Origin of the sequence: Verticiella sediminum (genome assembly GCF_007558815.1) — a bacterium.
Lineage (GTDB): Bacteria > Pseudomonadota > Gammaproteobacteria > Burkholderiales > Burkholderiaceae_B > Verticiella > Verticiella sediminum.
In genome coordinates this window covers 32,465-44,831 of sequence record NZ_VLTJ01000007.1, presented here as the reverse complement: position 1 = coordinate 44,831, position 12,367 = coordinate 32,465, and the positions used below count along the sequence as shown (strand labels likewise).

Sequence of the window (12,367 nt, the reverse complement as noted above, 5' to 3'; positions counted from 1 at the left end):
AATCAGGGGTTCCGTCTAGGTTGCGTCCCGGCATCCACAGATGCGGGACGGGAAAACTCGGCCAGGCATGCCGCGATCGTCTCCAGATCGAGTGTCGCCTCGGCCGCCTCCAGCGCCAATGCCGCATTCGGCATTTCGGGCGCAAACGCCGTCGCCGGGCTCTGGACCCAGGTCCGGCCGCCAACGCGTCGGATCTGCAGCAGGCCTTGCGCGCCGTCGGCATTCGCGCCCGTCAGCAGGACGCCGAGCACGCGCTCGCGCAATGCCCACGCCGCGGACTCGAACAGCACGTCCACGGAAGGCCTCGAATAGTTCTGGGGTTCATCGAGCGACAGCGCGATGCTGCCGGGCGACTCGATGAGCGTATGGTAACCGGCAGGGGCGAATAATACCCCACCTGGCAACAAGGGTATCTTGTCCTCGGCGTCGAGCACCGGGACGGCGCAGTTCGGCGCGAACAGCTCCGCCAGCCGCGAACGCCGGCGCGCCGGCATGTGCATGACGACCACCATGCAGGGCTGCCAGTCCGCCGGCAACCGCGGCAGGATCGCGCCCAGCGCCTGCACGCCGCCCGCGGAGGCGCCCACCACCACGAGCTCGGGCTCGCAGGCGCCCTGCCCGGTCGCGGTTTGCGCCGGGCCTGCCTCTGCAGCGGATGGGGTGCGGGTTGGCATGGTCAGACTTTCTGGTAGATGCGTTCCTTCGCCGCGAGCGGCCCGAAGGCGTCGGCGTGCGCGCAGAAGCGCAGGCTTTCCTGGCTGCCCAATCCGAGGAAGCCGCGCCGCACCAGCGCTTCGTCGAACAGGCCCACGGCGCGGTCCTGCAGCTCGCGGTTGAAGTAGATCAGCACGTTGCGGCAGGAGACCAGGTGCACTTCCGAGAATACGCTGTCCGTAGCGAGACTGTGCTCGGCGAACACCGCGCGCTCGATCAGGTGGCGGGCGAAGTGGGCACCGCCGTAGTCCGCATGGTAGTAGTCCGACAGCGAGCCGGTCCCGCCGGCGGCCAGGTAGTTCGCGCTGAAGCCCGCCAGGCGCTCGATGGCGTACACGCCCGACTTCGCCATGCGCAGCGCCTCGGGGTTGATGTCCGTCGCATAGAAAATGGTGCGCTCGCTCAGGTCCTCTTCGTGGAACAGGATGGCGAGCGACCACAGCTCCTCGCCCGTGCTGCAGCCGGCAACCCACACCTTCACCGACGGATAGGTTTTGAGCAGGGGCACCACCTTCTCGCGCAGTTGCCGGAAATACTCCGGGTCGCGGAACATCTCGCTCACCTGCACCGTGAGGTACTGCATCAGGCGCGCGAACGTCGCAGGCTCGCGCAGCACGTAGTGCTGCAGCCGGGACAGGCTGTCGAACCCCAGGTCCTGCAGCGCGCGGTCCATCCGGCGCCGCATCGAGGCGATCGAATAGGCGCGGAAATCGTGCTGATAGCGCAGGTGGATCGCATCGAGCAGCAGCCGCAGCTCGATGTCGAACGTGGTCATCGCCTCGGGGCGCTTCAGTGCGGCAGCCATACGCGGCAAAGGGAAAGCAGCTTGTCCACGTCGATCGGCTTGGAGATGTAGTCGTTCGCCCCGGCCTCCAGGCAGCGCTGGCGATCCGACGCCATCGCCTTGGCGGTCAGCGCGATGATGGGCAGCTTGGCATGGGCTTCGTCCTTGCGGATTTCCACCATGGCGGCCAGGCCGTCCATCTCGGGCATCATGATGTCCATCAGGACCAGATCGATGTCGCGGCCGCTGCGCACGGCGTCGACGGCCTCGCGCCCGTTGCGCGCGATCTCGAGCTTGGCGCCGAGCGGCTCGATGACCTGGGACAGCGCGAAGATGTTGCGGATGTCGTCCTCGGCGAGCAGGATGGTGCGCCCTTCGAAGGCGGTATCGCGCTGGCGCACTTCCTTCAGCATGCGCTGGCGGTCGGGCGGCAGTTCGGCCTCGACGCTGTGCAGGAACAGCGTCACTTCGTCGAGCAGGCGTTCGGGCGAGCGCGCACCCTTGATGATGATCGAGCGCGAATAGCGGCGCAGGCGACGCTCGTCCTCCGAGCTGAGCGAGCGTCCGGTATAGACGATCACCGGCGGCATGGTGTGGCTGTCGCGCTGCGCCATCAGCTCCAGCAGCTCGTAGCCGCTGCCGTCGGGCAGCACCAGGTCCATCACCACGCAGTCGTAGCCGCCGGAATCCAGCGCGCCGCGCGCCTCGGCCAGCGTGCCCACGCCCACGATCTGGACGTCGTCGGTGCGCAGCAGCAGTTCGATGTTCTCGCGCAGCGTCGCATCGTCCTCGATGACAAGGATGCGCCGCAGGCGCTGCGCGGCGCGCTCCTGCAGCGCCGCGATGGCGTGCGCGAGCTGTTCGCGCGCGGGCGGCTTGAGCGTATAGCCGATGGCCCCCAGGTGCAGCGCGGTTTCCGCGTGGTTCTCCACCGACACGACGTGGATCGGGATGTGCCGTGTCTCGGCGCTGCGCTTGAGCTGCTCGAGCACCGACAGGCCGGAGTTGTCCGGCAGGCCCATGTCGAGCAGGATGCCGCAGGGCCGCAGTTCGCGGGCCAGTTGCACGCCTTCGCCCGCCGTCGGCGCATGCACGCAGTCGAAGTCGAGTTCGTGGGCGAGGTCGTAGAGGATGCGGGCGAAGGCCGCGTCGTCCTCGATCACCAGGATCAGGCGATCGCCGCGCTGGCGATTGTCGCGGTCGTCCGGCGAAACCCGCCCCAGGCTGAACACATCCTCGTGACGTGGCGCCGGGCGCGACGCGGGCGCGGCAGGCGCCGCCGCCGGGGGCGCCGGCGGGGCGGCGGGCGGAACGGGCGATGCGGCGGCGGCCTGGGCGCGGGCGACCGCGGCGGCGGCCATCTGCGCTTGCGGTGTCGACGGGGCCGCGGCGGCCGGCGGATGGGGCGTGCTCACCACCGGCACGACCAGGCTGAACGTGCTGCCGCGCCCGGGCACGCTCCTGACCGTGACCTCCCCGCCGAGCAGCTCGGCGAATTCACGCGAGATCGCCAGGCCAAGGCCACTGCCGCCGTACTTGCGGCGGGTCGTGCCGTCGGCCTGCCGGAAGGCGTCGAACACGGCCTCCTGCTGCCCCTCGGGAATGCCGATGCCGGTGTCCTCCACGTCGAAGCGAACGCGCGCGCCGTCGTCCGCGGACACACCCAGCCTGACCGAACCGGACTCCGTGAACTTGATCGCGTTGGCGAGCAGGTTCTTCAGGATCTGCTGCAGGCGCTGCGTGTCCGTGGTCATGCTCTGCGGCGCCGTGACCGTCTGCTCGATACGGAACTGCAGGCCCTTTTCGGCCGCCTGCGGCAGGAACAGCATCTCCAGCGGCTTGAGCAGTTGCGACATCGGGACGGTCTCCAGCTCGACCTCGATGTGCCCGGCCTCGACCCGCGACAGGTCCAGGATGTCGTTGATGAGATTGAGCAGGTCGGCGTTCGACGAGTGGATCGTGCGGGCGTAGCGCACCTGCTCGTCCGACAGGTTCCCGCTCTTGTTGTCCATCAACAGCTTGGACAGGATCAGCGAGCTGTTGAGCGGAGTGCGCAGCTCGTGCGACATGTTCGCCAGGAACTGCGACTTGTACTGGCTGGCCGCCTCGAGCTGCACGGCGCTCTCGGCCAGTTCCTGCTGCACGGCGAGCAGGCGCTGCTTCTGGCGCTCCAGATCCTGGGTATGCTCTTCGAGGCGCACGTTGGAATGCTCGAGGTCGACCTGCTGCGCTTCGAGGCGCGCCTGCGACTCCTGCAGTGCGCGGCTGCGTTCCTCCAGCTCCTCGTTCGAGACCCGCAGCTCCTCCTGCTGCACCTGCAGCTCCTCGCTCTGGCGCTGGGTCTCGGCCAGCAGATCCTCCAGGCGCGCGCGGTACACGGCCGACCGCATGGCGACGCCGACCGGCTCGCCGATGAGCTTGAGCAGCTCGATCACGCCGGCGGGGTCGCCATCGGCCCCCGCGAAGCCGAGTTCCAGCACGCCCAGGACCTCGTCGTCGGCGGTGAACGGCAGGATGAATACCTGGCCGGACTGCATCGACCCCAGTGCCGAACCCAGCCGCAGATAGCCGGCGTCGGTGCCCTTGAGATGGAGGATGCGCTTGTCCTCGACGGCCTGGCCGGCGAGCCCGCTGCCCAGGGCGATGCGCACGGGCGGCGCGTTCTCGGTGGGCAGGGCCCAATCCGCGACGCGCCGCAGCTCGCCGCCCTCGATGATGTACAGCGTGCCGACGTTGGCATTCAGATAGCCGGTGACAGCGCGCAGCACGCGCTCGCCCATTGCCGCGGGGACGTGTTCGCCGCGCGCGTCGGCCGCCAGGCGGGCAAGCCCGCGCTGCAGCCAGGCCGTATGTTCGATCGACTCGCGCGAGACGATGTAGCGGTACACGATGATGGCCAGCAGCCAGACCGTGAACAGGCCTATGCCCCGGTTGTACATGCCCGCCGTGGCCAGTTCGGAATCCGGCGAGAACACGAAGCCCACGAGCAGCAGTATCGACGCCGCGGCCGCGGTGACGATCGGCGCATGACGATCGCGGGCGAACAGGCACATCGCCAGCGCCACGACGTAGAGCACCCACTCGGCATAGCCGCGGGGCGTGATGAGGTCGATCACCAGCAGTGCGCTCAGCACGGCAGCGATGGCGATGTACAACAGCCTGCTCGAGCGACGAAACTTCGGAGTCATGGCAGCGGAGAAAAAGGTTGGACGCGCTGGCGTCGGAGGGCAGCGGGCGATGTTACCTCACGACACCTTGTCGGGCGGCGCGCAATCGCAATCGTCCCCACGGCTGAGGTACGATGCGCGGCGCGACCCGTCGGACCTGGCCGGGCCGCTCGTGCCGAGCGCTCGCCAACGGCCCCGCGCCGACACGCACCTCTGTCCGGTCGGCCTGGAGTAGTCGTGGATTTTCTGCAGATTGTCGTACTTGCCCTGGTCCAGGGGCTCACCGAATTCCTCCCCATCTCGAGTTCCGCGCACCTGCTGCTGGTGCCGGTCCTGGTCGGCTGGCCCGACCAGGGGCTGGCCTTCGACGTCGCGCTGCACGTCGGCACCCTGCTCGCCGTGCTCGGGTACTTTCGCCACGAACTCGTGGCCATGGCGCGCGACTGGATCGCCTCGCTGCTGGGCCGCGGCTTCACGACGGACGCCAAGCTCGCCTGGGCGGTGCTGCTGGGCACCATCCCGGTCGGCCTAGCCGGCCTGCTGCTCAAGGACGTGGCGGCGACGTATTTTCGCTCGCCGGTCGTGCTGGCCGTCGGCATGATCGCCTTCGGCCTCTTGCTCGGCTGGGTGGACTGGCGCCATCGCGGCGAGCGCACCGAGCGCGAGATGCGGCCGCGCGACGTGGTTCTGATCGCCTTCGCGCAGGTGCTGGCCCTGATCCCCGGCACCTCGCGCTCGGGCGTCACGCTCACCGCCGGCATGTATGCCGGCCTCACGCGCCAGGCGGCCGCCCGCTTCTCGTTCCTGCTGTCGATTCCGGTGATCGTGCTCGCCGGCGCGCTCGAGGCGCGCGAGCTGGCGATGCAGCCGGACGCCATCGACTGGCGCGCCCTGATCTGGGGCGCCGGGCTGTCGGCCGTGGCCGCGTATCTGTGCATCAACGTGTTCGTGCGCATGCTGGGGCGTATGGGGCTCATGCCGTTCGTGGTCTACCGGGTGATCCTGGGCGTGGTGCTGCTCGCCATCTACGCCTGAGCCTGCGGCGGCGCGTGACGCCGCCCGGCCTGCATGAAGGCAGCGAACGTGCGCTCGGCCGCGGCGCCGACGGCGGCGCGATCCAGCCCGGCGTCCGCCGCGTCCAGCCACTGCACGAAGCGCGGCCACAGCGGTTCGGCCTCGCCGTGGCGCAGGTAGCCGGTGGGCAGCCCGGCCGGCACCTGCCGCGCAAGAAAGCGCGCCCCCATGCGCGAACCTTCGAGCACGTAGAGCGTGCCCCAGAGGGCGGCATCATCCGCGGCGCCCGCCCATGCGATCGGCGCGGGGGCGGCGCTGCGCAGCCCGGCGAGATCCGCCTGCAATGCGCCGCTGCGCCGGCGCTGCGCCCAGTCGGGCGCGAGACGCTCCACCTCCTGCTCTTCGAGCCACTGCTCGATCGGCAGCAAGGCAGCGGCATGCGCCTGCAGGAAGGCCGGATAGTCGCTGCCGTCGGCGATGCGATAGGCGCTGAACGCAGCGTCGACCGCCTCGTGCAGCGGGCGCGTGGCCTCGCGCAGCCAGAAGCGCAGACTGGGAGATGCGGGTTGGGACATGGGTGACAGGCAGAAAGACACGAACGGGCTGCTGCGCCGGCTCAGCCGACATCGCGCGCGGCGCGCTGGATGCGATCGAGCAGCTCGTTCTCGTTGAAGGGTTTTTGCAGCACCTGGGCATCGCCGATGTCCAGGCCCTGCAGTTCAGCATAGCCGGTCACGAAGATCACCGGCAGGCCGGGCCGCAGCGCACGCGCGCGACGGGCCAGCTCGGCGCCGTTCATGGCCGGCATCGCGAAGTCGGTGAGCATCACGTCGACCTCGGCGTTCTCCTCGAGCAGCGCGAGCGCCGCCGCGCCGCTGGAGGCCTGCGCCACCACGCAGCCGCGATCCTCCAGCAGGATGGCGGTGACCTCTCTGACGGCATCGTCGTCGTCGACCAGCAGCACGCTCACCGCCGTCTCGGCGACCACGCGTTCGGCGCTGGGCGCCGGCTCGGGCGGCGCGGGTTCGCGTTGCAGCTCGTCGTCGTGGCGCGGCAGCATCACCGTGACGCTGGTGCCGGCGCCCAGCCGCGTGCGGATGCGCACGCCGCCGCCCGTCTGCTTGGCGAAGCCGAAAACCTGGGCCAGGCCCAGGCCCGACCCCTTGCCGATTTCCTTGGTCGTGAAGAACGGCTCGAACGCCTTGGCGAGCACGTCCGGCGGCATGCCGGTCCCGTTGTCGCTGACTTCCAGCGCGACGTAGTCGCCCGGTTCCGGCTCCTCCGGACGGTCGCTGCGCTCGACGACGCGGCAGTTCTGCGTGGACAGCTCCAGCACCCCGCCCTGGGTCATGGCGTCGCGCGCATTGATCGCCAGGTTCAGCACGATCAGTTCGAGCTGGGTCGGATCGGCCAGTGTGGGCCACACGCCGTCCTCGAAGCGGGTCTCGATGGTGATGCTGCTGCCCAGCGTGCTGCGCAACAGGCCCAGCATCGCCGTGATGGCCTCGTTCAAATCCAGTACGCGCGGTTCGAGCTGCTGGCGGCGCGCGAAAGCGAGCAACTGCGTGGTGAGCTTGGCGCCGCGCTCGCCGGCGTCGCGCACGTTCGCCAGACGCTGCAGCATGCGCGGCGGCACGTTCATCGAGGCCAATTCGCGCTCGAGCATGCCGATGCTGCTCAGGATGACCACCAGCAGGTTGTTGAAGTCATGGGCAACGCCCGCGGTGAGCTGGCCGACGGCCTCGAGCCGCTGCATCTGCCGCAAGGCGGTCTCGACCCGTTCGCGCTCCTCGATCTGCTCGGTAAGCTTGAGGTTGGCCGCGGCCAGTTCTTCGACGGCCAGCATGTCGCGGGAGATGTCGCGGCCGCTGGCGTAGATCATCCCGCCGTCGGGCACGGCGGACCACGAGATCCAGCGGTAGCTGCCATCGACATGGCGCAGGCGGTTCACGAAGCGCGTGACGATCGCCCCCTGCCCCAGCGATTCGATGGTCTGGCGGGTGGAGCCGAAATCTTCCGGATGGACGATCTCCATCAGCGAGGCCATGCTGGTCACGTCGCTCTCGGACCAGCCGAGGACCTGGGACCAGGCCGGATTGATCGACTGCATGCGCAGGTCGAAGTCGGCGATGAAAAGAATGTCGCGCGAGAGCGCCCAGGTGCGGTCGCGCTCGCGCGTACGCGCCTCGACGCGCTCGCCCAGCACCACGTTCTGCTGGCGCAGGGCCTGCGTGGCCAGGCGCTCGCTCGTGACGTCCATGAGCACGCCGGTGAAGCGCTGGCAGCGGCCCTCGCGCGCGATGGAACGCCCGCGCACGGCCAGCCAGCGCAGCCGGCCGCCAGGCAGCGCCACGCGGTACTCGTCCGTATAGCTGCCGGAGTAGCTCGTGTCGAGCACGCGCTGCATGCCTATGCGCACGCGTTCGCGGTCTTCCGGGTGCACGCGCTCGAGGAACAGCCCCCAGGAAGCCTGCACACTGTCGGGCACGCCGAGCAGTTGCCGGCACCGTGCGTCCCACTCGAAGGCGTCGGCCTGCGGATCGTAGTCCCAGATGCCCAGCCGAGCCGCCTCGATCGCCAGGCGCGACTGCAGATCGGTCTTGTCCAGCGCGCTCGTTCCGCGCTGGCGCTCGTTGCGCCCGTGCACCTCGCCCAGGGCGCGCTCCACGGCCTTGGGCAACAGCGAAAGGTTCTGCTTGAGCACGTAGTCGGTCGCGCCCAGCCGCATCATCTCGACGGCGTGCGCCTCGCCGAATACGCCGGAAAAGAAGATGAAAGGCGTCTGTCCGGCCTGTTCCCGCGCCAGGCGCAGCGCCTGCGCCCCGGAGAACGCCGGCAGCACGAAATCCGAGACGATCAGATCGAAGCTGTGGTGGCTCAGCGCCTGCTCCATGCCGTCACGATCGTGCACGACCTGCGCATCCACGGCATAGCCCGCGCGCTCGAGCACGATCAACGCCAACTCGGCGTCGTGCTTGCTGTCTTCGATCAGCAGCAGGCTCAAGGGCTGGGGCTGGGGCATGATCGGGGCAGGCGGCGGCCGCGACGTCGTCGCACCCATCGTCAATTCTGCAGGCGAGCCAGGGGCTCGGCGGTGGGCTTGTGGCGTGTCGAGCCGGGCGGCGGCTCGTTCAGGACGGCCCAGAACATCCCGAGATCCGAAATCGCAGCCACGAACTCCCGGAACTCGACCGGCTTGACCACATAGGCGTTGACGCCGAGTTCGTAGGCGCGCGCAAGGTCGGGCTCCTCGCGCGAGGAGGTCAGCATCACCACCGGAATGCTGCGCAGCGCCGGCAGCGTGCGCACCTGCGCGAGCACCTGCAGCCCATCCACGCGCGGCAGCTTCAGATCCAGCAGCATCACCGCCGGGTTGCCCTCGGGGCGCTCGGCATGTTCGCCTCGGCGCAGCAGGTAGTCGAGCGCCTCCACGCCGTCGCGCGTGATGACCACATCGTTGGCGAGATGACAGCGCTCCAGCGCCACGAGCGTGAGTTCGAGGTCGCGCGGATTGTCTTCGATGAGCAGGATGGGTTTGAGCATGTGCGATTGAAACGAGAACGCCGGATCACTCCGAAGGCGGGCGATCGGGAATCCAGAAGGAGAAGGTGGCGCCCTTGCCAAGCTCGCCGTGAGCCCAGACCCGGCCGTTGTGCCGTTCCACGACCCGGCGCACGCTGGCAAGGCCGATGCCCGTGCCTTCGAAATCCTCCATGCGATGCAGGCGCTGGAAGATGCCGAACAGCTTGTCGACATAGGCCATGTCGAACCCGGCGCCATTGTCCTGGATATCGACCACGATGCCCTCGCCGTCGTGGCGCGCGCCGACCGACACCACCGCCGTCTCGCGCCCGCGCGAATACTTGACCGCATTCGACAGCAGGTTGCGCAGCACCAGCCGGATGAACGCCGCATCGGCGCGCATGCTCGGCATGTCCTGCTGGACGTGCCAGTCGACGTGGCGGCCCTCCAGCTCGGGGCTCATCTCGCGCCGGATGTCGCGCACCAGGGCGCCGATGTCGACGTCGGTATAGCGCAGGGCTGCGCGCCCCATCTGCGAGAAGTTCAGCAGGTCGTCGACCAGCGTGCCGGCCAGTTGCGCCGAGCCGCGGATATTGGCGAGGAAATGGTGCCCGCGCTCGCTCATGTTCTGGCCCTCCAGCTCGCCAAGGAGCTCGGCGAACCCGGCGATGTGGCGCAGCGGAGCGCGCAGGTCGTGAGAGACGCTGTACGAGAACGCCTCCAGTTCCTTGTTGGTCTCTGCCAGGTCCGCGGCCAGAGCCGCGCGTTCCTCGGCCTTGCGCAGCACCAGGCCCAGCACGGCATGGCCCAGTTCGCGCGCCGCCTCGATCTGCACCGCGTCCCAGGGTGCCGAACTGCCGCTCACGATCTCGCGCCAGCAGGAGAAACTGTTGCGCGGCGAGAGCGCCCCCGACTGCGGATCGATCTTGTCGCGGGGCGCGCCCGCCCAGTTCACTTCGTGCACGCGCTCGTTGCGGAACCACACGAGGTAGTGCGCGTGCAGCGAGGAGATCGGCACGGCCATCACGCCGGCGCTGCTGTCGGCCAGGCGCGGCAAGTGCGGCACGTCGCGCTGCAGGCTGTCGCTGTGAAAGACGTTGCGCCCGCCGCTCTCCTGCAGCCATTGGCAGAACTGCAGGATGTCCGCCCGCTCCGGCGTATGGCCATAGCTTTCGCAGCGCGAGCCCGCCACCACCGCTGCGCCGTCGCCGCGCACGAACGAGACGAACATCGTGTCCACATCGCGCAGCCCGGCCATCACGTTGTCGCGTTCGGCCATGGCGGTGAGCATCTCGACGATGTCGCGCCGCAGCGCGTAGCGCGCGGCCATCCTGTCCTGCTGCACGCGCGCGTCGATCTGCATCGACAGCATGCCGGCGATCAGCTCGCACGCCGTGCGCACGCGCAAGGGAACGTCGCGCGCCTGCGCATCGTGACAGGAGATGAGCCCCCAGAGTTCGTCGTTGATCACGATGGACATCGACATCGACGCCAGCGTGCCCATGTTCTTCATGTACTTCACATGCACGGGAGACACGCTGCGCAGCGCCGCATGGCTCATGTCCAGCGGCAGTTCGCTGCCCACGGGCAGCGCGGGCACCAGCGGCACCGGCTCGTAGTTGGCGTCGTGGATCACCCGGATGCGGTTGCGCACATAGAGCGCGCGCGCCTGCGCCGGAATGTCGGACGCCGGAAAGCGCAGCCCGGCGTAGCTCGGATAACCCGTGTCGACGCGCTCGCTGATCACCGAACCGTGCCCCTCGGCGTCGAAACAGTAGGCGAGCACCCGGCCGAAGCCGGTGATGCGCTTGATCTCGGCCACCGCCAGCTCGCACATGGCGCTCACCGACTGGATGCGTTGCAACTGCGCAAGAAAGCCGCGCGCCAGCGGATAGATGGTGTCCAGCACACGCTGGCGGTCATCGGCCAGTTCCAGCTCGACGACATCGTAGGGGCCGGACGTGTGGACCAGCATGGCGAGCAGCGCCCCGCCGTCAGGCGCGCGCAGGTCGCCGAGGTGATTGGGCAGCACGTCGGGCTGCTCGGCGCAGCGCCCGGGCTGGCTGTTCAGCAGGGCAGCGGCCTCGGGCCACCAGTCGGCCAGCGAACAGCCAAGGACTTGCCGGGCTTGCATGCCCACCCACTGGGCCAGGTTGGCGCTGGCCTGGACCACCTTGCGATCGCCGTCCAGAGCGAACAGGCACCCATGTGGCTGAATGCTGCCGGGAATGTGTATGGGTTCGCGGGCGCACAGGGTGGCGCCGTCCATCTCCAGCCCCGTCGCGCTAGTCGAACTTGCCAACACTGCACTCCTTGAATAAACGCCGTCACGGGTGATTTACCCGGACGACGTCGATGAAAGACCGGAATTCTACGTGAGCCACACGCATGCGATCGCCTTGCCGCATCGCATGCGCCGACGCGCAGCAGGCATCAATGCGCCGTGGCAGGCAGACGCTTGGTGAGCACCGGCGAGTGCACCGGGTCGAAGTCCACCCACTGCCCTTCGCGCCACTCGCCCTGCGCCTCCTCGATGTCCTTGCCGCCCGCGGCATGCAGGGTGCGCACGACATCGTCCAGCGCGCGGGCGTCATCGGCCTTGATGGCCAGCATCACGCCGGCCTGCCGTCTGCCCGTGGGCCGGCCCGGCTCGCGCGCGGGGCGGCGTCGCCGCGTGGCGATCAACGCGCCCAGCAGCGAGCCGACATAGGCGCCGATGCCGGTGGTGAGCAACAGCACCCACCATCCGGCGCCGGTGGCGGCACGCGCGGCGATGCCCACGAACAGCCCGACCAGGCCGATGACGACGACCCCGGCCACCGCCCCGTACGGGGACTTCGTGGCTGCGGGGTCGTTGGTTCGGTCGCCGCCCAAAGGATGCTCGTCGTGCGCGCCGGGCTGATTGACGAAGAACGTGGACATCTGCTCTGCGGCATAGCCCTCGGCCTGCATCCGGGCGGCGACGGCCTGCGCTTCGTCGAAGGTGTCGAAACGGGCAGCAACGATGGGTACCATCTGGGCCTCCTCTCGGTGGGTATCGGGCGCCGCGCCGGGCGCCGGCTCAGTCCGGGTCGACCGGCTCCGGGGGCGGATCCTGCACCGGCGGATCGCCGACGGGCGGCACCGGCGGGTCTTTGACGGGCGGCGGCGTGGGGACCGTATGAGC

Annotated in this window: 9 protein-coding genes; 1 reads left to right on the top strand and 8 read right to left on the bottom strand. The window is 69.1% G+C overall.

Annotation, left to right across the window (positions count from 1 at the left end; translation table 11 throughout):
- Positions 1–2 precede the first annotated feature (2 nt).
- Genes FOZ76_RS03590 through FOZ76_RS03580 form a run of 3 tightly spaced genes read right to left on the bottom strand, consistent with a single transcriptional unit; the run spans position 3 to position 4,653 of the window.
- Positions 3–674: a chemotaxis protein CheB gene (locus FOZ76_RS03590; RefSeq protein ID WP_143946768.1), complete on the bottom strand. Its 672-nt coding sequence runs from the start codon at positions 672–674 to the stop codon at positions 3–5.
- 2 nt (positions 675–676) lie between these two features.
- Complete coding sequence (locus FOZ76_RS03585; RefSeq protein WP_143946767.1) at positions 677–1,519, bottom strand: CheR family methyltransferase; 843 nt, start codon at positions 1,517–1,519, stop codon at positions 677–679.
- Complete coding sequence (locus tag FOZ76_RS03580; protein WP_246129276.1) at positions 1,504–4,653, bottom strand: response regulator; 3,150 nt, start codon at positions 4,651–4,653, stop codon at positions 1,504–1,506. The genes FOZ76_RS03585 and FOZ76_RS03580 overlap by 16 nt, the downstream gene beginning before the upstream one ends.
- Before the next feature lie 249 nt (positions 4,654–4,902).
- On the opposite strand from FOZ76_RS03580, the gene FOZ76_RS03575 reads away from it, so the two are divergent.
- Positions 4,903–5,700 carry an undecaprenyl-diphosphate phosphatase gene (locus FOZ76_RS03575; protein ID WP_143946765.1) on the top strand — a complete coding sequence of 266 codons (798 nt, stop codon included), beginning with the start codon at positions 4,903–4,905 and terminating at the stop codon, positions 5,698–5,700.
- Here FOZ76_RS03575 and FOZ76_RS03570 read toward each other — a convergent pair.
- The 5 genes from FOZ76_RS03570 to FOZ76_RS03550 all read right to left on the bottom strand — a co-directional run bounded on the left by FOZ76_RS03570 (position 5,691) and on the right by FOZ76_RS03550 (position 12,216).
- The gene (locus FOZ76_RS03570; RefSeq protein WP_143946764.1) at positions 5,691–6,254 is read right to left on the bottom strand and encodes a biliverdin-producing heme oxygenase; all 564 of its coding nucleotides are present in this window, start codon (positions 6,252–6,254) and stop codon (positions 5,691–5,693) included. The genes FOZ76_RS03575 and FOZ76_RS03570 overlap by 10 nt on opposite strands.
- A 41-nt stretch (positions 6,255–6,295) precedes the next feature.
- Positions 6,296–8,701, bottom strand: coding sequence for a hybrid sensor histidine kinase/response regulator (locus FOZ76_RS03565; RefSeq protein WP_143946763.1), 2,406 nt, complete (start codon positions 8,699–8,701; stop codon positions 6,296–6,298).
- A gap of 41 nt (positions 8,702–8,742) precedes the next feature.
- On the bottom strand, positions 8,743–9,222 hold the full coding sequence (locus FOZ76_RS03560) for a response regulator (RefSeq protein ID WP_143946762.1): 480 nt from the start codon (positions 9,220–9,222) through the stop codon (positions 8,743–8,745).
- A 25-nt stretch (positions 9,223–9,247) separates the two neighbouring features.
- Positions 9,248–11,503, bottom strand: coding sequence for an ATP-binding protein (locus tag FOZ76_RS03555; RefSeq protein ID WP_246129275.1), 2,256 nt, complete (start codon positions 11,501–11,503; stop codon positions 9,248–9,250).
- A 131-nt stretch (positions 11,504–11,634) separates the two neighbouring features.
- A complete protein-coding gene (locus FOZ76_RS03550) occupies positions 11,635–12,216 on the bottom strand; it encodes a hypothetical protein (RefSeq protein ID WP_143946761.1) in 582 nt (193 codons plus the stop codon).
- Positions 12,217–12,367: the final 151 nt, after the last annotated feature.